The sequence below is a fragment of the Thiohalocapsa sp. genome, from assembly GCF_022340605.1.
Lineage (GTDB): Bacteria > Pseudomonadota > Gammaproteobacteria > Chromatiales > Chromatiaceae > Thiohalocapsa.
Genome location: NZ_JAJDNQ010000028.1, coordinates 1 through 23,745, shown reverse-complemented (window position 1 = coordinate 23,745; position 23,745 = coordinate 1). Strand labels below are relative to the sequence as shown.

General features: G+C 68.6%; 24 protein-coding genes. 6 read left to right on the top strand and 18 right to left on the bottom strand.

Annotated elements, in window-relative coordinates:
• Window positions 1–243 precede the first annotated feature (243 nt).
• The gene (locus LJE69_RS04140) at window positions 244–1,620 is read right to left on the bottom strand and encodes a DegQ family serine endoprotease (protein WP_296921785.1); all 1,377 of its coding nucleotides are present in this window, start codon (window positions 1,618–1,620) and stop codon (window positions 244–246) included.
• A gap of 268 nt (window positions 1,621–1,888) precedes the next feature.
• Here LJE69_RS04140 and LJE69_RS04135 point away from each other — a divergent pair, with 268 nt between their 5' ends.
• Genes LJE69_RS04135 through LJE69_RS04115 form a run of 5 tightly spaced genes read left to right on the top strand, consistent with a single transcriptional unit; the run spans window position 1,889 to window position 7,256 of the window.
• Window positions 1,889–3,835 carry an NAD(P)H-dependent oxidoreductase subunit E gene (locus LJE69_RS04135; RefSeq protein ID WP_296921783.1) on the top strand — a complete coding sequence of 649 codons (1,947 nt, stop codon included), beginning with the start codon at window positions 1,889–1,891 and terminating at the stop codon, window positions 3,833–3,835.
• Window positions 3,836–3,857: 22 nt separating this feature from the next.
• Window positions 3,858–4,613, top strand: a complete 756-nt coding sequence (locus LJE69_RS04130) for a 2Fe-2S iron-sulfur cluster-binding protein (RefSeq protein ID WP_296921782.1) — start codon at window positions 3,858–3,860, stop codon at window positions 4,611–4,613.
• Complete coding sequence (locus LJE69_RS04125; RefSeq protein ID WP_296921780.1) at window positions 4,610–5,185, top strand: NADP oxidoreductase; 576 nt, start codon at window positions 4,610–4,612, stop codon at window positions 5,183–5,185. Before LJE69_RS04130 ends, LJE69_RS04125 begins: the two co-directional genes overlap by 4 nt.
• 14 nt (window positions 5,186–5,199) lie before the next feature.
• Window positions 5,200–6,741: a Ni/Fe hydrogenase subunit alpha gene (locus tag LJE69_RS04120; RefSeq protein WP_296921777.1), complete on the top strand. Its 1,542-nt coding sequence runs from the start codon at window positions 5,200–5,202 to the stop codon at window positions 6,739–6,741.
• Window positions 6,738–7,256 carry a hydrogenase maturation protease gene (locus tag LJE69_RS04115; protein WP_296921775.1) on the top strand — a complete coding sequence of 173 codons (519 nt, stop codon included), beginning with the start codon at window positions 6,738–6,740 and terminating at the stop codon, window positions 7,254–7,256. Before LJE69_RS04120 ends, LJE69_RS04115 begins: the two co-directional genes overlap by 4 nt.
• Before the next feature lie 815 nt (window positions 7,257–8,071).
• Here the strand turns inward: LJE69_RS04115 and LJE69_RS04110 are convergent.
• From LJE69_RS04110 to LJE69_RS20935, 17 genes are all read right to left on the bottom strand, one after another.
• A complete protein-coding gene (locus tag LJE69_RS04110) occupies window positions 8,072–8,257 on the bottom strand; it encodes a hypothetical protein (RefSeq protein ID WP_296921773.1) in 186 nt (61 codons plus the stop codon).
• A 6-nt stretch (window positions 8,258–8,263) separates the two neighbouring features.
• Window positions 8,264–8,566 (bottom strand): hypothetical protein, encoded by a 303-nt coding sequence (locus LJE69_RS04105; protein WP_296921771.1) that lies wholly within the window; start codon window positions 8,564–8,566, stop codon window positions 8,264–8,266.
• The gene (locus tag LJE69_RS04100) at window positions 8,563–10,173 is read right to left on the bottom strand and encodes a hypothetical protein (protein ID WP_296921769.1); all 1,611 of its coding nucleotides are present in this window, start codon (window positions 10,171–10,173) and stop codon (window positions 8,563–8,565) included. Before LJE69_RS04100 ends, LJE69_RS04105 begins: the two co-directional genes overlap by 4 nt.
• A 12-nt stretch (window positions 10,174–10,185) precedes the next feature.
• The gene (locus tag LJE69_RS04095; protein WP_296921768.1) at window positions 10,186–10,356 is read right to left on the bottom strand and encodes a hypothetical protein; all 171 of its coding nucleotides are present in this window, start codon (window positions 10,354–10,356) and stop codon (window positions 10,186–10,188) included.
• 390 nt (window positions 10,357–10,746) lie between these two features.
• Entirely contained in the window at window positions 10,747–11,631 is an 885-nt protein-coding gene (locus tag LJE69_RS04090) for an HlyC/CorC family transporter (protein ID WP_296921766.1), read from the bottom strand.
• Window positions 11,609–12,139, bottom strand: a complete 531-nt coding sequence (gene ybeY / locus LJE69_RS04085) for an rRNA maturation RNase YbeY (protein ID WP_296921787.1) — start codon at window positions 12,137–12,139, stop codon at window positions 11,609–11,611. The genes LJE69_RS04090 and ybeY overlap by 23 nt, the downstream gene beginning before the upstream one ends.
• 71 nt (window positions 12,140–12,210) lie before the next feature.
• Complete coding sequence (locus tag LJE69_RS04080; protein WP_296921764.1) at window positions 12,211–13,194, bottom strand: PhoH family protein; 984 nt, start codon at window positions 13,192–13,194, stop codon at window positions 12,211–12,213.
• Window positions 13,191–14,588, bottom strand: coding sequence for a tRNA (N6-isopentenyl adenosine(37)-C2)-methylthiotransferase MiaB (gene miaB / locus LJE69_RS04075; protein ID WP_296921762.1), 1,398 nt, complete (start codon window positions 14,586–14,588; stop codon window positions 13,191–13,193). The genes LJE69_RS04080 and miaB overlap by 4 nt, the downstream gene beginning before the upstream one ends.
• Before the next feature lie 143 nt (window positions 14,589–14,731).
• Complete coding sequence (locus tag LJE69_RS04070; RefSeq protein WP_296921760.1) at window positions 14,732–15,772, bottom strand: MlaD family protein; 1,041 nt, start codon at window positions 15,770–15,772, stop codon at window positions 14,732–14,734.
• 64 nt (window positions 15,773–15,836) lie between these two features.
• Window positions 15,837–16,640 (bottom strand): ABC transporter ATP-binding protein, encoded by an 804-nt coding sequence (locus LJE69_RS04065; protein WP_296921759.1) that lies wholly within the window; start codon window positions 16,638–16,640, stop codon window positions 15,837–15,839.
• 10 nt (window positions 16,641–16,650) lie between these two features.
• A complete protein-coding gene (locus tag LJE69_RS04060; RefSeq protein ID WP_296921757.1) occupies window positions 16,651–17,799 on the bottom strand; it encodes an ABC transporter permease in 1,149 nt (382 codons plus the stop codon).
• A 324-nt stretch (window positions 17,800–18,123) separates the two neighbouring features.
• A complete protein-coding gene (locus LJE69_RS04055; protein WP_296921755.1) occupies window positions 18,124–18,474 on the bottom strand; it encodes a hypothetical protein in 351 nt (116 codons plus the stop codon).
• Window positions 18,475–18,774: 300 nt separating this feature from the next.
• The gene (locus tag LJE69_RS04050; protein WP_296921753.1) at window positions 18,775–19,719 is read right to left on the bottom strand and encodes a universal stress protein; all 945 of its coding nucleotides are present in this window, start codon (window positions 19,717–19,719) and stop codon (window positions 18,775–18,777) included.
• Window positions 19,720–20,097: 378 nt separating this feature from the next.
• Window positions 20,098–20,775, bottom strand: a complete 678-nt coding sequence (gene purN, locus LJE69_RS04045) for a phosphoribosylglycinamide formyltransferase (protein WP_296921751.1) — start codon at window positions 20,773–20,775, stop codon at window positions 20,098–20,100.
• Window positions 20,765–21,820 carry a phosphoribosylformylglycinamidine cyclo-ligase gene (gene purM, locus LJE69_RS04040; RefSeq protein ID WP_296921749.1) on the bottom strand — a complete coding sequence of 352 codons (1,056 nt, stop codon included), beginning with the start codon at window positions 21,818–21,820 and terminating at the stop codon, window positions 20,765–20,767. The genes purN and purM overlap by 11 nt, the downstream gene beginning before the upstream one ends.
• A 554-nt stretch (window positions 21,821–22,374) precedes the next feature.
• Window positions 22,375–22,578 carry a type II toxin-antitoxin system HicA family toxin gene (locus LJE69_RS04035; RefSeq protein WP_296921747.1) on the bottom strand — a complete coding sequence of 68 codons (204 nt, stop codon included), beginning with the start codon at window positions 22,576–22,578 and terminating at the stop codon, window positions 22,375–22,377.
• A 109-nt stretch (window positions 22,579–22,687) separates the two neighbouring features.
• Window positions 22,688–22,855 carry a DUF3825 domain-containing protein gene (locus LJE69_RS20935; protein WP_367114623.1) on the bottom strand — a complete coding sequence of 56 codons (168 nt, stop codon included), beginning with the start codon at window positions 22,853–22,855 and terminating at the stop codon, window positions 22,688–22,690.
• Window positions 22,856–23,436: 581 nt separating this feature from the next.
• Between LJE69_RS20935 and LJE69_RS04030 the strand changes: the two genes are divergently transcribed.
• A partial coding sequence (locus tag LJE69_RS04030) for a hypothetical protein (protein ID WP_296921746.1) occupies window positions 23,437–23,745 on the top strand: 309 nt, incomplete at its 3' end.

Below are 23,745 nucleotides of genomic sequence, written 5' to 3'. Positions count from 1 at the left end.
CCGGCATCCTGCCGGCAACTGGGACCAGGGGCGTCTCGCCCCTGGGACGGGAACATCCTGTTCAGTCGCCCCAAACCGCGAATGCACCCCGATGCTCCTAAACCAGCGGTACGCAGCCGATCGACTATGCCGGCGAGACGTCGGCGCTCCCGGTGGCCGGCAAGATGCCGGCGCTCCCAGTTGCCGGCAAGATGCCGGCGCTCCCGGTGGCGCTCCCGGTGGCGCTCCCGGTGGCGCTCCCGGTTAGCGCCGGGCGAGCAGCAGGAGCTGGTCGTCGCGCAGCACTTGCAGGCTGTCGATGCCGGAGCGCAGCGCCTGGCGTAGATTACCCAGGGAGTGGATCTCGTAGCCGTTGGCGCCGAGGATCAGGTCGTCCTCGCGCAGCCCCGCGAGCCAGGCGGGGCTGCCGGGGCGCAGCGGACCCACCTGCACCACCCGCTGGTGGCCGTGCCGTGAGACGCTTTGGCGCTCGCCGATGAGGGCACCTTCGAGGGCCGGGTTGATCTGCTCGCCGTGGACGAAGTCCGCGTACGGGTCCTCCACCTTGCCCTTCAGGGTGAGCTTTTGGCCCTTGCGCAGCACGGTGAGCTGCACCGCACTGCCGGCGCGTACCAGCCCGATGCGGGTGCGCAGGCCGGACGCGCTGCTCACCGGCTGGCCGTCGAGCGCCAGCACCAGGTCGCCGGGCCGCAGCCCCGCGTGCTCGGCGGCGGAGTCGGGCTCCACGCTGGAGATGACGGCACCGCGGCGCTCCGGGGTGCCCATGGCATCGGCCAGCTCCGGCGTCAGGTCTTGGGCCGCGGCGCCGAACAGGCCGCGGCGCACGCTGCCGTACTCGAGGATCTGGTCGATGACGGAGCGCGCCATGTTGGTGGGGATCGCGAAGCCGATGCCGACGTTGCCGCCGCCGGGGGCGAGGATGGCGGTGTTGATGCCCACCAGCTCGCCGTTCAGGTTCACCAGCGGGCCGCCGGAGTTGCCGGGGTTGATGGAGGCATCGGTCTGGATGAAGTTCTCGTAGCCCTCGATGCCGAGCCCGGTGCGCCCGAGCGCGCTGACGATGCCTGAGGTGACCGTCTGCGCCAGCCCGAACGGGCTGCCGATGGCCACCACGAAGTCCCCCACCTTGAGGTTGTCGGAGTCCGCCAGCGGCACCGCCTTCAGGTCGTGCGCCTGGACCTGGAGCACGGCGATGTCGGTCTCGGGGTCCGAGCCGATGAGCTTTGCGTCCACACGGCGGCCGTCGTGCAGGGTGACGCGGATCTCGTCCGCGCCCTGGACGACGTGGTGGTTGGTGACGACGATGCCGCGCTTGGCGTCGACGACGATGCCGGAGCCGAGGCTCTGGCTGTCCTGCTCCTGCGGCTGGCCCGGAATCTGGAAGAAGCGCCGAAAGAAGGGATCGCGCAGCAGCGGGATGTTGTCCAGCTTGCGCCGCGTCAGGGTGGACACGTTGACGACGCCGGGCATGACCCGCTCGAGCATCGGTGCCAGGCTCGGCAGCGGCTTGCCGTCCACGGCGACCGGCAGCGAGGCGGCGGCGAGCGATGGCGCGGTGAGTAGGCAAAGGGTCAGCAGCAGTGCGCCCGGCAACGCGTTGCGGTGTTTCGGGTATTCCATGAAATGTCTCGGCTGGTGGGTGGTATTGCGCTGGATCATGGGTTGCGTCGTCGGCGGATCATTCTGTTATGGCGGGCGGAACTGGCGCTGCCGACCGGGTTCCAACGTGTCCATCGTCGGCCTCGGAAGGGGCTTTGCCCCTGGCCGCATCAAGGTTTCCGGAATCATCATCATGGAAAGCCATGACTATACTCAAGCAATGGCTTGAGGCCGCCGGTGCCGCATAGGGCATTGCGCGGACCGCACGCGCCCACGGTGGGAGGGGCCGATGAGCAGTGATCCCGGGCTGGCAGCACAGCGCAACGTGGCAGCAACAGACGTCGAAGATGACGGCGGCGAGCGCTTGCGTCACCTGCCGAACCGCCTTCCGGAGCACGGCGGGGATCATCCTCAGCCACCGCAAGCCGCCCGCATCGAGCGCGTGCTGGGGGCGTCGCTCGCGGCGCTCGGCACGGGGCCGCACACGGTGCTGCAGCATCTTATCGCGTTGCAGCAGGCGTTCTCGTACGTGCCGGAGCCGGCCATCGAGCGGCTGGTCGCGGTCCTCGGCGTGACGCGCGCGCAAATCCTGGCGGCGGTGGACTTCTATGCCTTCTTGCACCTGACGCCGCGCGGGCGCTTCGACATCCGCTTGAGTGACAACATCACCGACCGCATGCGCGGCAGTCAAGCACTGTGCGCGCAGCTCTGCACGGCACTTGGGGTGCGCATCGGGGAGCCGCGGGCGGACGGCCGCGTCAGCGTCGATGTCACTGCCTGCACCGGCATGTGCGATCAGGGGCCGGCGGCGCTGGTCAACGGCCATGCACTGACGCGACTGGATGCGGAGCGCCTCCGCCGCGTTGCCGCGCTGGTGGAGGCGGACACGCCGCTGGCGCATTGGCCGCAGGAGCTGTTCGTGGTGTCCAACAACGTCGAGCAGCCGGGGCTCTTGCTCGCCGACCTGGAGCCGCGCGAGGCGGGCCTGGAGGCACTGCTGGCGCACGGCGCCGACCGGGTGCTGGCGGCGCTGGCGGCGTCCGGGCTGCGCGGGCGCGGCGGCGCCGGCTTCACCACCGCGGACAAGTGGTGCCTGTGCCGCGCCGCCCGGGGCAAGGACAAGGTCGTCGTCTGCAACGCCGACGAGGGCGAGCCCGGGACCTTTAAAGACCGCGTGCTGCTCACCAGCTACGCGGATCTGGTGTTCGAGGGCATGACCATCGCCGCCGGGGCGGTGGGCGCGTCGGAGGGCTTTCTGTACCTGCGAGGCGAATACCGCTACCTGCTGGAGCACCTGGAGGCGGTGCTCGCCCGGCGCCGGGCGCAGGGGCTGTTGGGCGCCGGCATCGGCGGGTGGCCGGGGAGCCGATACGGCGCAACCGGGGGTTTCGACTTCGACATCCGCATCCATCTCGGCGCCGGCGCCTACATCTGCGGCGAGGAATCGGCGCTGATCGAGTCCCTAGAGGGCAAGCGCGGCATCACCCGCAAGCGCCCGCCTTTCCCCGTTATCGAGGGCTACCTGGACCGGCCGACCCTGGTGAACAACGTGGAGACCTTCCTCGCCGCTGCGCGCATCGTCGAGCACGGCGCCGACTGGTTCCGCGGCCAGGGCACGGAGCGTTCTCCGGGCAGCAAGATTCTGAGCGTCAGCGGCGACTGCACCTGGCCCGGCCTCTACGAGGTGCCCTTCGGCACCTCCGTTGCCGAGGTGCTCGAGCGTTGCGGCGCCGCCGACACCCAGGCGGTGCAGGTTTCGGGCGCCGCCGGCATCACGCTGACACCGGCGGAATTCGACCGCGAGCTGGCCTTCGAGGACCTGCCCGCGTCCGGCGCCTTCATCGTGCTCGATGCGAGCCGCGACCTGCTGGAAATGGTGCGAAACTTCGCCTGGTTCTTTGCGCATGAGAGCTGTGGCTTCTGTACGCCGTGCCGGGTGGGCGGTCGGCTGGTGCTGGATCTCGTCGAAAAGGTCGCCGCCGGGGCCGCCTCCGCGCATGACCTGGCCGAGCTGCGCGACGTCGCGGGGGTGATGCACCGCGCCAGCCACTGCGGGCTTGGACGCACGGCGCCGAACCATGTGCTCGACACGCTGGACAAGTTCCCGCACATCTACACGAGGCGGCTTTGCATGGCCGACTACGCGCCGGCGTTCGACCTGGATGCGGCGCTGGCGGAGGCGCGGTCGCTCACCCACCGCGACGATGCCGCCGCCCACCTGAGCGGCGACGCCTGAGCCATCCAGCGGAGCAGCAGCAATGAACGACGCGCAGAACGCCGCGAACGAGCGTCCCGCCTTCACACTCGACGGCGGGCGCATCCCCTTTACGCCTGGCCAGACCATCATGGATGCGGCGCTCGCTGCCGGCGTGTACATCCCGCACCTCTGCCACAAGCCCGGCTCCGCGCCCCACGGCAGTTGCCGGGTGTGCGTGGTGCGGGCCAACGGCCTGGAGCTGTCCGCCTGCACCACGCCGGCCCAGCCGGACCTCGTCGTCGAGAGCGAGGCCGATGACATCCGCGCGCTGCGGCTCGCGGTGGTGCAGATGCTGTTCATCGAGGGCAACCACATCTGCCCCGCCTGCGAGGTGTCCGGCGCCTGCGCGTTGCAGGCGGTGGCCTACCACTGCGGCATGCTGACGCCGCGCTTCCCGCAGCGCTTCCCGCGCCGGGCCGTGGATGCTTCGCACCCGGACTTCGTGCTGGACCACAACCGCTGCATCCTCTGCGAGCTCTGCGTGCGCGCGAGCCGCGATGATGACGGCAAGCGTGTCTTCGCCATCAGCGGCCGCGGCATTGCGAGCCGGCTCATCGTCGACTCGCCCACCGGCCTGCTCGGCGACTCCAGCTTCAGCAAGGACGACGCGGCCGCGCGCGTCTGCCCCGTCGGCGCCATCCTGCCGCGGCGGCAGGTGTTCCGGATACCCATCGGCAAGCGGTACTACGACCGCTCGCCTATCGGCCACGTCGGCGATGTCGCGCCGCGGCTCGATGCCGAGGATGTCGAGCTATGAACGCGCCAGCCCCGCGCAGCCCCTGGGACAGGCCCGGCGCCAAGCTCAGGGTCGCCACGGCGTCGCTGGCCGGCTGCTTCGGCTGCCACATGTCGCTGCTGGATCTGGACGAGCGTTTCCTTGATCTGGTGGAGCTGGTGGCACTCGACCGCACGCCACTCACCGACATCAAGCACCTCGGGCCGTGCGACATCGGCCTCATCGAGGGCGGTGCCGCCAATGCCGAGAACGTGGAAGTGCTGCGGGAGTTCCGGCGCAACTGCCGGGTGCTGGTGGCCGTCGGCGCCTGCGCCATCACGGGCGGCATCCCGGCCATGCGCAACAACGTGCCGCTGGCGGAGTGTCTGCATGAGGCCTTCGTGCGCGGCCAAGGTCTGGTCGACCGCGGCATCCCGGACGACCCGGAGCTACCGCTGCTGCTGAGCCAGGTGCACCCCATCCACGAGGTGGTGCGGGTAGACCACTTCCTGCCCGGTTGCCCGCCGTCGGCGGACGCCATCTGGAGCCTGCTCACGGCAGTGCTGGAAGGGCGGGCGGTGGTGTTGCCCTGGGAGCAGTTGCACTACGACTGATTGGAGACAGAAGCATGTCGAGCACCTTGGAGACCGCGACTCATCCCGAGCGCCTGCGCCGGGTGGCCATCGAGCCCCTGACCCGCGTCGAGGGTCACGGCAAGGTGACGCTGCTGCTGGACGATGATGATCACGTGCGCCAGGCGCGGCTGCATATCGTCGAGTTCCGCGGCTTCGAGCGCTTCATCCAGGGTCGGCCCTTCGTGGAGCTGCCAGTCATTGTGCAGCGCCTGTGCGGTATCTGCCCGGTGAGTCACCAGCTCGCGGCGGCCAAGGCCTGCGACCGGTTCGTCGGTGCCGAAACCCTGAGCCCGACGGCGGAGAAGATGCGCCGGCTGATGCACTTTGGCCAGGTGCTGCAATCGCATGCGCTGCACTTCTTTCACCTGGCGTCGCCGGATCTGTTGTTCGGCTTCGACGACGACCCGGCGCATCGGAACATCGTTGGCCTGATCCGCGATCAGCCGGACCTCGCCCGCCGGGGCGTGCTGCTGCGCCGCTATGGGCAAGAGGTGATCCGGGTCTGCTCCGGCAAGCGCATCCACGGCAACGCCGCCATCCCGGGCGGGGTCAACAAGGCGCTGGACAACGCTGACCGCGAGCTCCTCGGCATCGACATCGCCCAGGTGATCCAGTGGGCCGAGGAGGTCGTCGGGCTGATGCGGCGGATCTTCCTGGCCGGCGGCGAGGAGTTCCGCCGCTTCGCGGCCGTGCCGGCCAACACGCTGAGCCTGGTGCGCCCGGACGGCGCGCTGGAGCTCTATGACGGCGGCCTGCGCGCCCGCGACGCCGCGGGCCGGACGCTGTTCGACCATGCCTCCGATCAGGACTACGCGGCGCTGCTGCACGAGCAGGTAAAGCCCTGGAGCTACATGAAGTTCCCGTTCATCGCCGCCCTGGGGCCCGAGACGGGCTGGTACCGGGTCGGACCGTTGGCGCGGGTGAGCAATTGCGACTTCATCGATACGCCCCGGGCGGAGCGCGCGCGGCAGGAGCTCGTCGCCCTCGGCGACGGACGTCCGGTGCAGGCGACGCTCGCCATCCACTGGGCCAGGCTCATTGAGCTGCTGTACTGCGCCGAGGCCATCGAGCGCCTGCTCGGCGATCCGGACCTCATCGGCGACGACCTGGTGCGCGAGGGGGTGCCCGGCGCCAACGGCTTCCGCCGCACCGGCATCGGTGTCATCGAGGCGCCGCGCGGGACGCTGTTCCACCACTACGAGATCGATGCCGACGGCTTGGTGTCACGCGCGAATCTCATCGTCTCGACCACCAACAACAACCAGGTGATGAACGAGTCCATCCGCCGCGTCGCGCAGGACGAGCTGGATGGCCGCACCCTCACCGAGCCGCTGCTGAACCGTATCGAGGTGGCCATCCGCGCCTATGACCCCTGTCTGTCGTGCGCCACCCACGCACTCGGGCAGATGCCGTTGGCCGTGACGCTGGTACGCGGCGACGGCGAGGTGCTCGACCAGCTCCGGCGTGACGCGGACGGCGCCGTTCGCCGGGGCCCACCGGGCATTGCTGGCGCCGGGGACGGGATGCCCCGTTGAGCCTGCTGGAGCCCGAGCCCGCGCAGGGCAGGGCAGCGGTGCTCGTTATCGGTGTCGGCAATCCGGCCCGCGGTGACGACGCGATCGGTCCGCTGCTGTTGGAGCGCCTGCGCGCCGAGTTCGCCCGGGGCGGCGCCGGCGACACATCGGCCATCGAGCTGCTGGACGTCTACCAGCTCCAGCCCGAGCATGCGCTGGATCTGCGCGGCCGCCGCCGCGTCATCGTCGTCGACGCCGCCGCTGGCGGCCCGGTGCCCTACGCACACGGCCTGGTCAGCCCCGACCCGACGCACGCCTTCAGCACCCACAGCCTGAGCCCGGCGGCCCTCGCCGCGGTCTACCAACGGCTCTACGGCGTTGCTCCGCCACTCGAAACCCTCGCGGTGCGCGGTGAGTGCTTCGGCCTTGGTGAGTCACTCGGTAATGCCGCCGCGGCCAATCTGGATGCAGCGCTGGCATGGCTGCGCGCCGACCTGGATCGCGGCGTCGTGCCGATCCGGGCCAGGTGTCAATAAAGAGAAGCCCGATGGCACGCGTGCCATCGGGCAACTGACCTTCCAGGCTGGCCGAAAATCGCTCCCAGCTCCTCGCAAGTTCCCCCCAATACTCTTACTCAGTCATCCGCCGCATGCCCCGCTGACCATTGCATTGACCAGACGTTCAGGTCACTGCTTGCACCATGCGCAGCTCCCGCGCAATCGCGCTTGCTCCCTGTCATCCCCTCAGCGCCGGAACGCTGGCGCCATGATGCGCCACACGGGCGTCCCCCCATCCGGCGCCGACAGCTTCGGTGCGCGCTGATCCCGCTTGCATCATCCACCGTCCACCGGCGCGAGGTTCATGCTGACTGCATCAGCAGTTACCGGAATGCACCACCGCCGTTGTCAAATGGCCGTTCACGTCTATTGCTCGGATCACCCGTGGTCGGCTCGTCCCTCGCGCTTCGCGCACCGCCACTTCATCGACTCCCTCAAACCTCCCTGTGGCCCTAATAGTGACGCAGCGCGCCCGATACGCCTATGGACACCAGGCGTATTACCAGCTAGGCGTCACTCAAAGCAAATAATGGGGGTTGTCCTTAATCATGGCTCAGTGCGCAAAGCGTCAGGGTAGCGCAAGGCTGGCGCCGATCTTAACTTGGCCTGCTGCCCTGGGAGCGTCGTACTCGGCGCGACGGGCGCCCAATCGCGGCGAGGACGCCGCTCCCACCGGGCCACGGTAGTGGACGGCGTTGTGATCCGATCCCGATCCCGATTTCGATTTCGATGCCGATATCGATATCGATTTTGGTGTCGATGTCATGTGTTGGCGGCATGTCGGTGCGGCCGGACTAAACCTCGATCTCGATCCCCTCTTGCCCCGCCGGCGGGAACACGAGACGGTAGCCCAGGGCCTGTTGCAGCGACGGCTCCTTCCAGGCGGCGCTGATGGCCCGCTCGTAGTTGAAGATCAGCTCCGCCTCCGGCTCGCCGAAGGTGAGGATCTTGGCCAGCGCCTGCCGGGTGGGGCCGATCAAGGTGAGCTAAACGGTGAGCAACAGCTCTACGCTGCCCAGCGGTGCGCGCCAGGAGCCCGCGGCCGCGATGGCGAGCTCGGTGAATGCCAGCGCCGAGCGTGGCGCCCCGGTGAGCTGCTTCAGCGTGCCCACCTGCTGCGGCAGCGCGTCCCTGGTGTCTGTGCCATCCACCAGGTGCCGATAGCAGCCGATGCCGATGATCAGCGCATGCGTCGCCGGTCGCGCGTGGTCGGGGGTGGGGGCGGACGCTCGGGCCTCGCCGCCGGTGGGATAGATGATGGCCGGGTGCCGTGCGCCTCGGCTGCTCAAGAGCCAGCCAGGGCCTGGACCGCGGCGCGCTCCTGCTCCGCCCCGCGTGCGTCGCCGCCCCCCGAAGGGTAGGAACAGCCATCAGCGAAGCGCCAGTACTCGTTGTCGCAGAAGCGGCAGGGGCCGGCGCTGCGGGCGAGGTGGCCGGTCTGGGGGTCCAGGGTGAGATTGCCGGCAGCGATCTCGTCCTCGATGACCTCCGCCATGATGTCGATGGGGCTGAAGCAGAACAGCTCGAGCAGCTTCAGCGCCAGGGCGTTGAAGCTGCGGAACGCCTCCGGCTGGCCTCCGTCAACGGGGCGCTCATCGAGGCAAACCAGCGTCTCGCCGCTGTAGCCGGGCCGCCTGGCGATGCGACGCGCACATGCCAGGAACTCGGCCTCGGCCGGGAATGTCTCGGTGAAGGCGGTCCAGATGGGCGCTGGAATGCGGCAGTAGCCGCCGGGGGCCTCGCAGTCGCCGCGACGGTCGAAGAAGTTGTCGTCGTAGGAAAAGTGCGGTGAGGCGATGATGCGCGCGCGGAACGCGACGCCGCCGTGATTCACCACCAGGTGGCGCGGCCGCTCCTTCAGGTCCTGCATCAGGTGGAAGATGTCCGTGCCGCGCTGCTTCAGCGCGGTGCGCAGCCGCTCGCCGTCGGGCTGCACGTGACGCGCCATGGTGCGCAGGAACATGGCCAGCGCGCTCTGCCCGGAGAACACCAGGAGCGCCGGGCGCGACTGCACCAGCTGGTGCAGCAGCCAGCGGTTCTTCTCGACGCACTGGTGGTAGATCCACTCGGTGGGGATGTCGTACTTGTCGGTCCAGCCGGGGGAGGGGCAGGCGACGAGGTCGTGCTGGGAGACGTCCTCGCCGAGCTCGAGGTGGCTGCCGAGGCGGGCGTTGACCCGGTCCAGCACGGTCTGAAAGCGCTGATAGTAGGCGACCCGGTTGAGCTCGACGGCGACGTCCTGTCCCGCCGGCACCGCCAACTTCACTGCCAGCACGTCGCCGGCGTCCACCCGGCCCTCGCCCCCGCGGTCCTTGGTGATGACGTAGCGCTGGTCGCCGTCCCAGGTCAGCTCGATCTGCTCCTCGGTGCCGTCGTCGTAGGCCAGCTCCAGCAGGATCCAGCGGTGCGCATCGCCGCGCTGGATGGACACGAGCTTGCCTGCCGCCCGGGCGCGCACCTCGGTGCCGGGCACGTGCCAGGCGCCGAGCGCACCGGGTGCGAAGCTCTCCTGGAAGACCGTCCGGTAGCGGTGGTAGAAGGCGTAGTCAGCGGCGCGCTGGAAGCGCGGATAGCACCAGCTCGCCCCCTGGGTGGAGGCGTAGAAGGCGGTCATGTTGGGATTGATGCCGATGGTCATGATCGGCGCCTTGCGGCAGCCGTGCAGGATCGAGGGCTCGATGACGTGGGCACCGGCGGTGCGCAGCTCGGCCCAGGCGATGCCCTTGTGGTCGCTCGTCGGTACCGCCGGGCGAGGCTTCAGCTGCTCGCCCGGCTTGAACTCGAAGCAGGCGAAGGGGCCGTACGCGGGCGTCGGCTCCCAAAACCACTTGCAGTCGCGGCAGACCTTGACCCCCGTGACGAGCTCGATCTCCACCGGCAGCGCTTGCTCGTTCATGTCCGTCTCCTGTCAGCGGTAGAAGGCCACGAACGGCGAGCCGTTGCGCACCGGCCGCAGGCTGCCGTTGGGGTTGTCCGGCGCGGCGTCGCCGACGTAGCGCACTCCACGCCCGGCGGCGAGGTGGGGCTCAGCCAGGCTGCCGACGAAGGCGCGCCGGCCATCCGGGCTCAGCGCCAGCATGCACTGACTAAGCTCTTTTCCCCTATCGATAATAGGGCAAAAAGCTGTCGCTTAACTAGTGTGCGCACGGATGCGCGGACCGTCCGTGTGCGCCGCAGCCGCGGCGCGCCCGGCGGGTGCCACTGGGTAAGCATCCGGTGTAGGCCGGGCCGAGGCACGAAGCCCCACAGGGCGCGTGCCGTAACCGCCTGATTGTCGGTCCTCCTGCTTCGGACCGAGTGATGAGCAAGGCTCGCCCGCCCGTGTGGGAGCGCCGTCCTCGGCGCGATGGCGCGCCCGATCGCGGCGAGTCGCGGCGAGGACGCCGCTCCCACGGGAGCAAGGTTCAGGGGCGAATTGTGCTGGAGGCCGATGCGCAGAGCGTGCGGCGGCGGTGCCACCGCTGAGGCGCTACTTCGTGGCCAGCGCGGCAGACTCCGCCGCCAGTGGCTTGACGGTGAGCAGATGCACTCGGCGGCTGTCCGCGCGCAGCACGGTGAAGCGGAAGCCTTGGAGCTCGGTGCGCTCGCCGCGGGTGGGCAGGCGGCCGAAGGCGTTGATGACGACGCCGCCGACGGTGTCGAAGTCTTCGGTGTCGAGGCCGCTGCCGAAGTAGTCGTTGAAGTCCTCGACGCTGGTGCGGGCCTTGACGGTGTACTCGCCCTTGCCGCGCTTGAAGATGAATGCGCCCTCGTCGTGGTCGTGCTCGTCCTCGATGTCGCCGACGATCTGCTCCAGCACGTCCTCGATGGTGACGAGCCCGGCGGCGCTGCCGTATTCGTCGACGACGATGGCCATGTGGTTGCGGCTGCTGCGGAACTCCTTCAGCAGCACGTTGAGGCGCTTGCTCTCCGGCACGAACACGGCGCTGCGCAGGTGATCGCGGATGTTGAAGGCGCCCTGGCGGCGGGTCTCGCTGCAGTGGGCGAGCAAGTCCTTGGCCAGCAGGATGCCGATCACCTCGCCCTTGTCCTCGCCGGTGACCGGAAAGCGGGAGTGGGCGGAGTCGACGGCGATCTCGAGGATACGCTCCAGCGGGTCGTCGCGGCGCACGGCCACCATCTCGGCGCGCGGGATCATGATGTCGCCGACGCGGAGGTCCGCCACCTGCATGACACCCTCGATCATACCGAGGCCGTCGCGGTCCAGCAGGCCCATGCGCTCGGCATCCTTCAGGATCTCGATGAGCTCCGCCCGGTCCTTGGGCTCCTGGCCCAGCAGGCGGCAGATGCGCTTGCGCCAGGGGAGGGATTGGGGCAGGGGTTGCGCGCCGCTACGCGCTCGGTCGCTCGTCATCAGGCTCTTCGGAGACCTCGTAGGGTGTTGAAAATCCTAACCCGCCGAGAATGACGGTTTCCAGCGCCTCCATCTCGGAGGCCTCCGCGGGGTCGATGTGGTCGTAGCCGAGCAGGTGCAAGGTGCCGTGCACCACCAGGTGTGCAGTGTGGGCGGCGAGGCGCTTGCCTTGCTGCTCGGCCTCGCGCCGCAGCACGGGGGCGCAGATGACGATGTCGCCCAGCTCCGCGGCCAGCTCTGCGGCCAGTTCCTCGTCGAGGGCTGCCATGGCCGCGGGCGGCAGGCCCGGCGGCGGCTCGAACGGGAAGGACAGCACGTTGGTGGGGCCGCTACGGCCGCGGTAGCGCTGGTTCAGCTCGGCGCCCTCGTCGGCATCGACGATGCGCAGCGTCAGCGTGGTGGCCCGACGTGGCCGTTCCAGGACGCCGGCGAGTGCCGCCTGCACCCAGGCCTGTAGTTGCGCGTCGTCGGGCAGGTCCACCGCGTCGCAGGCGCGCTGAATGTGCAGGTCCAGCGACGGCGCCGCGTTGCTGGAGGGAGGCTCGGCATCCGCCGCGCCACCGCTTTCGGGTGAGGTGCTCACTCGTGGCTCCCTTCCTTGTGGTCGTGGAGGTCGTAGGCATCGACGATGCGCTGCACCAGGGCATGGCGGACGACGTCGCGCGAGCCGAAGTGGGTAAAGCCGATGCCGGGGACGCCCTTGAGAATCTTCAGCGCCTGCTTCAACCCGGAGGGCTGGCCCCGCGGCAGGTCGATCTGGGTGACGTCGCCGGTGATGACGGCGGTGGAGCCGAAGCCGATGCGGGTCAGGAACATCTTCATCTGCTCGGGCGTGGTGTTCTGTGCCTCGTCCAGAATGATGAAGGCGTCGTTCAGCGTGCGCCCGCGCATGTAGGCGAGCGGTGCCACCTCGATGACGTTGCGCTCGATGAGCTTGTTGACCTTCTCGAAGCCGAGCATCTCGAACAGGGCGTCGTACAGCGGGCGCAGATAGGGGTCGATCTTCTGCGCCAGGTCGCCGGGCAGGAAGCCCAGGCGCTCGCCCGCTTCCACCGCCGGGCGCACCAGCAGCAGCCGGCGCACGCGCTCGGACTCCAGCGCCTCCACCGCGCAGGCGACGGCGAGGTAGGTCTTGCCGGTCCCAGCGGGGCCCACGCCGAAGCTGATGTCGTGGGTGACGATGGTGTGCAGGTAGGCCTGCTGGGCGGCGCCGCGAGCCTTGATGAGGCCGCGCCTGGTCTTGATGAGCACCTCGGGCAGGTGCTCGGCCAGGTCCGCCGCGGTGTCCTCCGCGCCGGCCTGCTGGAGCTGCAGGTGCACGGACTCAGCCGAGACGGGCTCGGTGGCCGCGGCGTCGTAGAGGTCGCGCAGCACCTGCTCGCCCACTGCCGCGGCAGCCGGCTCGCCGACGATGCGGAAGCTGACGCCACGGTTGCTGATCTCGATGCCGAGCCGGCGCTCGATGAGCCGCAGATGCTGGTCGAGCGGCCCGCACATGCTGGACAGCCGCTCGTTGTCGGCCGGGGACAGCTCGAGGTCGATGGTGTACGGGTCTGCGCTCAAGTGACGTTGGCGCGAGTTGCCAGCGTGGCGGCATCCGCTGTCGCATGGACCGCATCCGTTGCGGAATAGGGTGCAGCGAGCTCGCCACGCAGGGAGTTGGGCAGCGCCTCGGTAATGCGTACGTCGACAAACTCACCGATGAGCGCAGCCGGCGCGGAGAAGTTCACCACGCGGTTGTTCTCGGTGCGTCCGGCGAGCTGGGCCGGGTCCTTGCGGGACGGGCCCTCCACCAGCACGCGATGCATCTCGCCCACCATACGCCTGCTGATGACCTGCGCCTGGTGGCTGATCTGCGCCTGGAGGCGCGCGAGCCGCTGCTGCTTGACCGCACGCGTCACGTCGTCCGGCAGCGCCGCCGCCGGCGTGCCCGGCCGCGGGCTATAGATGAAACTGAAGGACTGATCGAAGCCGATCTCGGTGATCAGCGCCATGGTGGCGTCGAAGTCCGCGTCGGTCTCGCCGGGAAAGCCCACAATGAAGTCCGATGAGATGCTGATGCCCGGCCGCGCGCGCCGCAGGCGGCGGATCTTATCCTTGTATTCCATTGCGGTGTGGCCGCGCTGCATCAGCGCCAGGATGCGGTCCGAGCCGCTTTGCACCGGCAGGTGCACGAAGCTAACCAGCGCCGGCACCTCGGCGTAGACCTCGATGAGGCTGTCGGAGAATTCCACCGGGTGGGAGGTCGTGAACCGAATCCGGTCGATGCCATCGATGGCGGCGACGTAGCGGATCAGCAGGCTCAAATCCGCGATCTCGCCGTCGTGCATGGGGCCGCGGTAGGCGTTGACGTTCTGCCCGAGCAGGTTGACCTCGCGCACGCCCTGCTCGGCGAGGGTGGCGACCTCGTGGATCACGTCGTCGAAGGGCCGACTGACCTCCTCGCCGCGGGTGTAGGGCACCACGCAGTAGGTGCAGTACTTGGAGCAGCCTTCCATCACCGAAACGAAGGCCGTCGGGCCGTCGGCGCGGGGCTCCGGCAGCCGGTCGAACTTCTCGATCTCAGGGAAGGAGACGTCGATCTGCGGCGCCCGCTCGGCCAGCAGCGCGTCCAGCATCTCCGGCAGCCGGTGCAGGGTCTGCGGGCCGAACACCAGGTCCACGTACGGTGCGCGCTCGCGGATGGCCTCGCCCTCCTGGCTCGCCACGCAGCCGCCGACGCCGATCACCAGCCCCGGCCGGCGCGCCTTCCAGGGCCGCCAGCGGCCGAGCTGGGAGAACACCTTCTCCTGCGCCTTCTCGCGGATGGAGCAGGTGTTGAGCAGCAGAATGTCCGCCGACGCCGGGTGCTTGGTGAGCTCGATGCCATGGGATGCCCGCAGCACGTCCGCGATGCGCGCGGAGTCGTACTCGTTCATCTGGCAACCGTAGGTCTGGATGTAGAGGGTCTTGGCCATGTCCGTCAAAAGATGGCGTCGCGCACGCCCGGCTCAATGCCGGGCCGGCGCACCACAGCCGGCGCGAGTCCCTGCCAAAGCTGCGGGAAAAGAGGCGAAGTGTGCGAAATCAGACAGTTAGTGTCAAGGGCCGCGGTCGGATCTCAGCGCTTGCCCTGGAGCAGCGCCTCGGGGTGGCGCTCCAGGTAGTCCGCCAGCGAGCGCAGCGACTCCGCCGCGCGGGTCGCCTGGCTCAGCAATTCCGAGAGCTGGTAGCGCGTCGTCGAGCCCTCGCCCGTGAGGCTGCCGATGGCTTGCATCGCCGCGCGGACCTGGTCGAGGGCCGCGACGGCCGCGGTCGCCACCGGCGTGATGTTGGCGTCGACGTTGCGCGCCATGCTGGAGATATCGGCGCTGGCGGTGGACACGCGCTCCTCGATGAGCTTGGCGAGGGGCTTTATCTGCGTGTTCAGGGACTCGGCCAAGCCGCCGTACTGGGCCACGGCCTGGTCGATGTCCGTGAGCAGCGGACCGAGCTTGCCGTTGAGCTCGGCGAGCAGGACATCAGTGCCGTGCAGGGTCTTGTCGAGGTTGGACAGGGCCGACTTGAGCTCCGGGGAGCCAAGCAGCGCGTCCAGTTGTTTCAGCGCCCCCGTTGCCGATGCGATGAGCTCCGTGATGTCGATGCTCCGGAACAGCTCCTCGAGCTGCTCGCGCGTGGCCGGGGTCGGTGGCACCCGCACGGGGCCCTTTGGCTCCAGGGTATAGCTCACCGGCGGCGCGTCCGGTTCCAGGCCCAGGGTGATGACGTACTGTCCGGTGACGAAGCTCACGGACTCCAGCTTGGCGCGCAGGCCGTGCTTCTCCACCAATTGGTGCAGCAACTGGCGCACGTTCTCGCCCTTGGCAGCACCGAGAATGTGCAATTGCCGTGGCCAGATCTCGTAGTGCACCGGGATGCGGAAGGTCTCGCGGGCGGGCACGTAGTCCACGCCGATGTCCGTTACCTGGCCGACGGGCACGCCCTCGAAGAGCACCTGCGAGCCCAGCGTGAGCCCCTGCACCGTGGTGTTGAAATAGGTCACCATCTGCACCCGCTCGCGAAACCAGGCGCCGCTGGTGAACGTCAGCAGGCCCACCACCACCAGTGCCAGCGCGCCCAGCACGAAGCCGCCTATCACCGTCGGGTTGGCCTGCTTGCTCATTGCGGCGGCCTACTTGCGGGCTGGTGAGGGACTGCCGGCGGCGAAGGAGGGCCAAGGGCCGCTGTTACGCGGAGCCATACGCGCCTGCCTCGCCACGGTTCAGGAAGGTGCGTACCTGCGCGATAGGAGAGTGCTCGCGCAGCTCGCGCGGGTTGCCGGTGGCGAGCATGGTCTTGGTCTCCGCATCCAGGAACACCGAATCGTCCGCGATGGTGAAAATGCTGTCCAGCTCATGCGTGATGACCACCATGGTGGTGCCGAGGCTGTCGCGCAGTTCCAGGATCAGCTCGTCCAGGCGCCGCGCCGAGATGGGGTCGAGTCCGGCTGACGGCTCGTCGAAGAACAGCGTATCAGGGTCCAGCGCCATGGCCCGGGCGACGCCAACGCGCTTGCGCATGCCGCCGCTGATCTCGGACGGATAGTAGTCGCCATAGCCCGCGAGCCCCACCAGCGCCAGCTTGTACTCGGCGATGGCGCGCATCTGCTCCGGGGCCAGGTCGGTGTACTGCTCCAGCGGCAGGCAGATGTTCTCCTCCAGGGTCATGGAGCTCCACAGGGCGCCGCTTTGGTACATGACGCCGTTGCGGCGCATGAGCATGCTGCGTGCCGCGGGCGGCTGCTCCCACAGGCTCTCGCCCTGCAGCAGCACGCGCCCGGCCCAGGGCTCCAGCAGGCCCGTGACACAGCGCATGACGGTGCTCTTGCCGCAGCCGCTGCCGCCCATGATGACGAAGACGTCGCCGCGGCGGATGTCGAAGCTTAGATCCTTCTGCACCAGGGTGTCGCCATAGCCCAGGGTGATGCCCTCGAGCCGGATCTGCGGCGAGTCGGGCGCGATGCTCGCCCCTGTGTCCGCCGCCGTGGTCATTGCGGGCTGCTCACGACAGGCCCGTCGCATCGAACAGGATGGTCAGTACCGCGGCGGCGATGACGATGAAGACTATGGAAGTCACCACCGCGGAGGTCGTCGCCTGGCCGACGGCGGCCGCGCTGCGCCCGCACTGCATGCCGCGCAGGCAGCCGGAGGCGGCGACGATGGCGCCGTAGACGGTGGCCGCGATGAGCCCCTGGATGATGTGGTTCCAGCCGATGGCGATTTGCGTCTCGGTGAGGTAGGCCGCCAGCGTCAGGCTGCCCACCACGGTGCCGACGAAGGCGCCGCCGAGGATGCCCAGCAGGTCCGCGTAGATGGCCAGCAGCGGCGTCATGGCGATGAGCGCCAGCATGCGCGGCAGCACCAGGAACTCCATCGGCGAGATGCCCAGCGTGCGCAGCGCGTCGATCTCCTCGTTCACCTGCATGGTGCCGATCTGCGCCGCGAAGGCGGCACCGGTGCGCCCGGACAGCACGATGGCGGTCACCAGCGCGCCCATCTGGATGACCGTCGCGAGCCCCACCAGGTCCGCCACGTAGATCTGTGCGCCGAAGTCCTTGAGCTGCTGGTCGCCGATGTAGCCGAGGATGATGCCCACCAGGAAGCTCACCAGGCCGACGATGGGCAGGGCATCGGCACCCGACTCCTGCATGATGAGCCACAGGTCCGAGCGGCGAAACCGGGCACGGCCGAGCACGAAGTTGCGGAAGGCGAGGGTGCCCTCGCCGAAGAACTCCATGATCTCGCCGGTGGACTTGATCAGGTCGAGCGAGTCGCTGCCGAGCCGGCGGATGAAGGACGGCGCTGCTTGCATGGCGTGCCCACCGCGGCCGGTCTGCGGCACCGAGCGGGCCAGCCCCAGCAGCTTGCGCAGACCCGCCGGCAGACCCTGCGGATCGCAGCGGATGCCGCGCTCGCGGCAGACCTGCTCCAGCCCGGCGATGAAGGTGACCAGCCCCGAGTCCCAGTCGGTCAGGGCGGTGGTGTCGAAGTCGAGCTGTGTGGTGTCCGGTGATTGATCGAGCAGCTCTCGTGCCCGCGCCAGCCGGGGCAGCCGCTGCGTAACCCGCCAGGTGCCGCCGATGCTGACCGTGGCGCGCCGCGGCTCGTGGCGCGCCAGCGCGAGCGTGGGCGGAGTGGCAGTGACGGTCATCGGCGCGTCCGTGGCGGCTGCCGGCAGCGGGCGTGTGGGCGGCCTCGCCGGGGGTTGGGCCGAGCGACAGCGGAGCCCGACAATGGGGCTGGCCCGGAGGTCTGCATCTTGTACATCTCGTGTCGGGCCCGCCCGGGGACTAGTGCAGCGTTGCTCCCAATCATGCCTTCGTGGTCGTGGTCGTGGTCGAATATTCGATTACGACCACGACCACAGAGCACGCCCACAATGTGGGAAACACAGTCACGGTTCCAGGCACGATTGCGGCCATTCGGCCGCAGGATAGGCCAATTGCGTGGCGCATGCAGTCGTGCGTGTCCGCAATCAGCGCAGTAGGAGGCGGACTTTCGCGGTGGCCGCGCGCGGGTCCAGCCGCAGCGTGAGCTCCAGATAGAGGGGGGTCGTGTAGGGCGGGTCCCCGCAACTGCAGCCGCCGACGATCTCATCGCAGAAGACGCCAAGACGCAGGTCGCGTTGCGCGGCATCGCCCCCCAGCAGGGTCAGTCGCACGCTTGCGGGCTCGATGCGTCCGCCCTGTTCGGTGGCCGCCGCCAGCAGCGGGTGGCTCGCCAGCAACGGCCTCAGCTCGTCGAGCAGTGCAGCGGTGAACGTCGGCGTGCTCAGCGCCGCACTGGCCGCTGGCAACGCCAAGGTCGCGGAATGCCCCGCGATCATGGGGCCGCCCGGTGAATGGGCAACTGGTTCAGGGTCTTGATTGCACGTCTGTCCATCTGAGACTGAGCAAGTATTGCTCGCAATGCCGAAATCGCGCGGATCGCAGGTCCGATTAGCGATAGCGTAACCCGACCTACACTGACTATACTGACCATTTTCACGGTCTCATCCCCGTGGGAGCGCCGTCCTCGGCGCGATCGGCACCGAGGCGCGGCGCGGACACCGCTCCTACGGCAGAAGGCCTCATGCCGAATTGATGATCGAGGCCTGGTCGCGACGCCGTCGCGGGGCCGGAGGCGTTCACCCAAGCGTCACCGGCGACACGAAGCGCTCCGGCTTCACCGCCAGCACCGGCGTTTCGGCGGCCTGGATCACGTCCTCGGCGGTGCTGCCGATGAAGACCCCCGGCACGCCGGCGCGGCCCAGGGTGCCCATGACGATGAGCTCGGCGCCGACCTTGTCGGCACACTCGGCGATCACTTCCGCGGCATGGCCCTTCAGCAAGTGCACCCGCGGCGATTCCAGGCTCAGACCGTAGTCGGTCAGGAGGCCGCCCAATGCCTCCTCGCGGCGCCACTGTATGAAGCCCAGCGCCTCCGCCAGCTCGCCCGGCGGCATGCGCGCGCGACCCGTGAGCAGCGCCGACTCGAACGGCAGCCGCCAGGCATGCACCACGTGCAAGGCCGCGCCCTCGCGCTCGGCCAGCAAGGTGGCCAGATCCATGATGAGCCGGTTCAGTGCGGCGGTATTCGGCTGGCTCGGATCCACCGCGGCCAGGATGCTCGCATAGTGCTGCGGCGCCTGGCCGGCCCCGGCGCGGTCGATCCACACCGGACAGGGGCATTTGCGCAGCAGATGCAGGTCGGTGGTGCCGAAGAGCCGGTTGGTGGGGCCGGCGCTGTGCCGCGCCGATTTCATGACGAGATCGCAGCCGTTGCGGAGCACGGCACGGATTATCTCCACGAATGCGATGCCGCCCAGCACGAGGGAGCGGACCTTGATGCCCTGGTCGCGGGCCGCGGTGACCAGCGGGGCCAGCGCCTCGACGCGTGCAGTGTGCTGAGGATGCTCGCCGGCGATGCCCAGCCGGCGCAGCAGATCGGCGGGCAGGTCCTCGTCGGCGACGACGTCGGCGATGGTGAGCCGGGCGCGGTTGCGGCGCGCCAGCTGCAGCGCGCGCTTGAAGGCCAGGGTCTGGCGATCCTCACCGTCCGCAAAATAGAGTACATTCTTGAACCGTTTCATGCGCTTGCTCCGGTGCACCGCGGGCAGGACCGTAGACGTGGTGCCGAGCGCGCCCCGATCGGCCCGCCGCGCGCAAACATCGCGTTGGAGACTTGGCGAGAAGACGTCGTCGCGTCGCAGGTCGAGCTGAGGACCCAAGCCCGTCATTGCCCGCGACACGGGGCATGTGACTCATGGCACGCGGCGTCACCGCCTACGTCACCGCCTGATTGTGCGGCCTTCTGCGTCGGCCCGACCCACAAGGGCGTGCTCGTGGATGACGAGGACCGTGATCTTGCCCGGCTTCTTTAGCCTTTCACGAAAGGAAGCCGCGAAAAACCGGCAGTATCTGCTGAAATGGTGAAAAGCGGCCGCTCGCGCGGGCCTGATGAATCAGTCCTAGATCAGCTCGTCGAGCCGCACCGGCGCCGATAGGGGCTTGTCGTCCAGCACCACGTGGCCGGTGTCGTCCAGCCGCAGCCGGCCGCTCGCGAACCAGCGCACCGCCAGCGGGTAGATGCGATGCTCCTGCGCCAGCACGCGGGCGGCGAGCCGGTCGGCGTCGTCGCCGGGCAGCACGGGCACGCGCGCCTGGATCACGGCGGGGCCGCCGTCCAGCTCCTCGGTGACGAAGTGGACCGTGGCGCCGTGCTCGGTGTCGCCAGCCTCCAGCGCCCGCTGGTGGGTGTGCAGCCCCGGGTGCTTGGGCAGCAGCGAGGGGTGGATGTTGAACATCCGGCCGTGGAAGCCGGCGACGAATTCTGGCGTGAGGATGCGCATGAAGCCCGCCAGCACCACTAGGCCGGGGTCGAAGTCGCCCAACAGATCGGCCAGCGCGGCGTCGTAGTCGGCGCGGTTTGGAAACCCCCGATGACTGAGCACCTGCGTCTCGATGCCGGCCTGCCGGGCACGGGTGAGACCGTAGGCATCGGCACGGTTGCTGACCACGACGCGGATGTCCGCGGCCAGCTCGCCCGCCTGCTGCGCGTCGATCAGCGCCTGGAGGTTGCTGCCGCTGCCGGAGATCAGCACCGCCACCGGCAAGGGGGTGCCGGTATCGGGCCGCTCACTTGGCACCGGCGTACTCCACCAAAGGCTCGCCCGCGTGCGGCTCCACGCGGCCGATGATCCAGGCGTGCTCGCCGGCGGTGCGCAGCAGCCCGCAGGCGCCGGCGGCGCGGTCCGCGGCGACGATCGCGATCATGCCCACGCCGCAGTTGAAGGTGCGCAGCATCTCATCGTCGGTGATGTTGCCGGCATCCCTTAGCCAACGGAACACGGGGGTCGGTCGCCAGGTGCGCAGATCCACCACGGCCTTGGTGCCCTTGGGCAGCACCCGCGGGAGGTTCTCGGTGATGCCACCGCCGGTGATGTGCGCAAGCGCATGCACGCCGCCGTGTCGGGCCAGCGCCAGCGCGGGCTTGATGTAAATGCGCGTCGGCGCGAGCAAGGCGTCCGCCAGCGTGGTGGCCTTTTCGGCGGTCGGGTCCAGCGGGTCGTCGAGCCCGGCGCCGCTCGCATCCAGGACCCGGCGGATCAGCGAGAAGCCATTGGAGTGCGGCCCGGAGGAGGACAGCGCTACCAGGGCGTCGCCGGGCCTGACGCGTTTCGGCTCAAGGATTGCGTCCTTCTCGACGACGCCCACGCAGAAGCCGGCGAGGTCGTAGTCGCCGTCGCCGTACATGCCGGGCATCTCGGCGGTCTCGCCGCCGATGAGCGCGCAGCCGGCCTTGCGGCAGCCCTCGGCGATGCCCTCGACGACGGCCGCGGCGGTGTCCACGTCCAGCTTGCCGGTGGCGTAGTAGTCGAGAAAGAACAGCGGCTCCGCGCCGCAGACGACGATGTCGTTGGCGCACATGGCCACGAGGTCGATGCCGACCCCGCCGTGGCGCCCGGCGGCGACCGCGAGCTTGAGCTTGGTGCCGACGCCGTCGGTGCCGGACACCAGCACCGGATTGCGGTAGCCCGCGGGCAGCTCGAACAGCCCGCCGAAGCCGCCGAGCCCGGACAGCACGCCGGGCCGGTGGGTGGCCGCGACGGCGGGCTTGATGCGTTCGACGAGCGCCTCGCCGGCGTCGATGTCGACACCCGCGTCGCGGTAGGTCATGGTTTCGGTGGTCATCGCGGACGCCCTCGGCTGCGGCGATTCGGTGGAGAAACGGTTCGCTCGGCGGGAGCGCCGCCGCGGCGGCTGTATTCTCGCACGCAGGCCCGCCGCGGCAACCGGCAGGGGTGGGCACGAGGCGCAGCTCGGCGTGTCCTCCGCTCGGTGTAGATCGGGTTAGCGCAGCGTAACCCGACGATGGGCATCGGTAAGCCATTGATTGTCTGGGTACGCTGTCGCTAACCCAACCTACGGCACGAGGACGCAGCGTGTCGGCCCTTACTCCTGAAAGTTATTCACCACGGAGGCACGGCGTACGAGCGATGCCAAAACCAGCCTTATTCGTGAGGCGATCTATGCGACTTCGCTCATCGGGCGAACTCGCGGCTCCGGTAATGAACGACCCTCAGCATTGAAATGGTCGATCACGTCCTGAATCACCTCGCATAATTCTCCGTAGAGGAGAACGGGATTCTCTCCATGAATTCCTGTTATAAGATCCGGGCATTTTCCGATGTAAACCTGATCATCTTCGTTCCATTCTACCCATTTGTGGTATCTGTCAAGGTCTTTCATTTCTGCACCACATCAATTGCTTGCGCAACTTGCTCTTCTTGATACTGCATCGCGTCGTCACCGGGTTTACCGCTCACCGTTACCGCGCCGGGATACTTGTAGTGAACCAATTTCCGGTGAGAGCCCTTGCCTGCCCCCGAAATTTCTGTGAAGCCGGCATCTTCCAATGACTTCAAGAGATCGCGGATTCTCTGGGGCATTCGTGGAATCCATTTGGTTTTGTCGCCCAACGCTAAGGCCAGCCCGCGCCAAGTTGCGGGGCGGAGCGTAGCTCCGCCCCGCAACTTGGCGTTGGAGCTTGGCCTTTTGTTAGTGGGCTAACCAATCTCGGTCGGGGCGTGCCAATTGTCGTGCGTTGTTGTACGCCATGTCCAATGTGAGGCATGCTGATGCTCGGTAAAAGTCCGAGAAGCGATCAACGACGAGAGGCAGGTCAGCTTTCGCCGGGTCGGTTAGGCTCAGGGGTAAATAGTTCACTAGGCAGCACCTTATGTGTATGGTGCTATGCCGTAGGCAGCCTAGCACAATATCGGGAGGTTCAATGCGTGCTCCTACCGTTCGGCCGAACACGGACGGGGGTTTCCGGCACGAATCCCGGGGGCTGGCGCGAGACGTGCCGCACCTCGGGCTGGGACCGATACCTGGAGTTGCTGGTGCGCGAGCGGGTGCCCGCGAAGAGTTGCTGGTGCGCGAGCGGGTGCCCGCGAACGCGCGCGCTGGCACGTGCAGGGGGGCGGGGAACTTTCGTGGTGGCGGCCCGCCCGCAGCGGCCGGGGACACCGTCGGCGGCGGAGATCACGGCGCTTTTCCCTTGCTAAGCCCGTGAAAAGCAACTGACAGACCGGCAGTTTCGCCAAACCGTCGATGCGTTGCAATTGCTGCTGGTCGACTTGGCGCAATGTGGGGCGGCCCGGAGCGTGGACTGGGAGCATCTGCGCGAGTCTGGTCGGTAGCTGATCGGCGTATCCGGAGGCCGCCCCATCGGGAACGGCGCGGGCCGTGACCGGTCACGTATCATGCCCGCTTCGAGACCGCTTCACCCACCGGAGAACACCGAGATGCTGTGTCTGCGCGGGGCGCCCGCCCTGTCCGCCTTCCGTCTGGCCAAGCTGGAGCAACGCCTGCGCGAGGCCGGCCTGACCGACCCGCGCCTGAGCGCGGTGCTGATGCACTTCGCGGACGTGGCGCGGCCGCTGGCGCCCGAGGAGCGTGCCGTGCTGGAGCGCCTGCTGCGCTACGGGCCGGCGGCGGGCGCGGGTGGCGAGCCGTCCGGCCGGCTGCTGCTGGTGGTGCCGCGGCCTGGGACCATCTCGCCCTGGTCGTCGAAGGCCACGGAGATCGCGCAGCACTGCGGTCTGGATGCGGTG

Bases quoted from the DNA above. Each gene is read 5' to 3' on its own strand.
- LJE69_RS04065 (WP_296921759.1), bottom strand. From the start codon at position 16,640: ATGACCACGGCGGCGGACACAGGGGCGAGCATCGCGCCCGACTCGCCG.
- LJE69_RS04130 (WP_296921782.1), top strand. From the start codon at position 3,858: ATGAACGACGCGCAGAACGCCGCGAACGAGCGTCCCGCCTTCACACTC.
- LJE69_RS04120 (WP_296921777.1), top strand. From the start codon at position 5,200: ATGTCGAGCACCTTGGAGACCGCGACTCATCCCGAGCGCCTGCGCCGG.
- LJE69_RS04050 (WP_296921753.1), bottom strand. From the start codon at position 19,719: ATGAAACGGTTCAAGAATGTACTCTATTTTGCGGACGGTGAGGATCGC.
- LJE69_RS04090 (WP_296921766.1), bottom strand. From the start codon at position 11,631: ATGACGAGCGACCGAGCGCGTAGCGGCGCGCAACCCCTGCCCCAATCC.
- miaB (WP_296921762.1), bottom strand. From the start codon at position 14,588: ATGGCCAAGACCCTCTACATCCAGACCTACGGTTGCCAGATGAACGAG.
- LJE69_RS04100 (WP_296921769.1), bottom strand. From the start codon at position 10,173: ATGAACGAGCAAGCGCTGCCGGTGGAGATCGAGCTCGTCACGGGGGTC.
- LJE69_RS04055 (WP_296921755.1), bottom strand. From the start codon at position 18,474: ATGATCGCGGGGCATTCCGCGACCTTGGCGTTGCCAGCGGCCAGTGCG.
- LJE69_RS04140 (WP_296921785.1), bottom strand. From the start codon at position 1,620: ATGGAATACCCGAAACACCGCAACGCGTTGCCGGGCGCACTGCTGCTG.
- LJE69_RS04035 (WP_296921747.1), bottom strand. From the start codon at position 22,578: ATGCCCCAGAGAATCCGCGATCTCTTGAAGTCATTGGAAGATGCCGGC.
- LJE69_RS04070 (WP_296921760.1), bottom strand. From the start codon at position 15,772: ATGAGCAAGCAGGCCAACCCGACGGTGATAGGCGGCTTCGTGCTGGGC.
- LJE69_RS04135 (WP_296921783.1), top strand. From the start codon at position 1,889: ATGAGCAGTGATCCCGGGCTGGCAGCACAGCGCAACGTGGCAGCAACA.
- LJE69_RS04125 (WP_296921780.1), top strand. From the start codon at position 4,610: ATGAACGCGCCAGCCCCGCGCAGCCCCTGGGACAGGCCCGGCGCCAAG.
- LJE69_RS04095 (WP_296921768.1), bottom strand. From the start codon at position 10,356: ATGCTGGCGCTGAGCCCGGATGGCCGGCGCGCCTTCGTCGGCAGCCTG.
- purM (WP_296921749.1), bottom strand. From the start codon at position 21,820: ATGACCACCGAAACCATGACCTACCGCGACGCGGGTGTCGACATCGAC.
- LJE69_RS04060 (WP_296921757.1), bottom strand. From the start codon at position 17,799: ATGACCGTCACTGCCACTCCGCCCACGCTCGCGCTGGCGCGCCACGAG.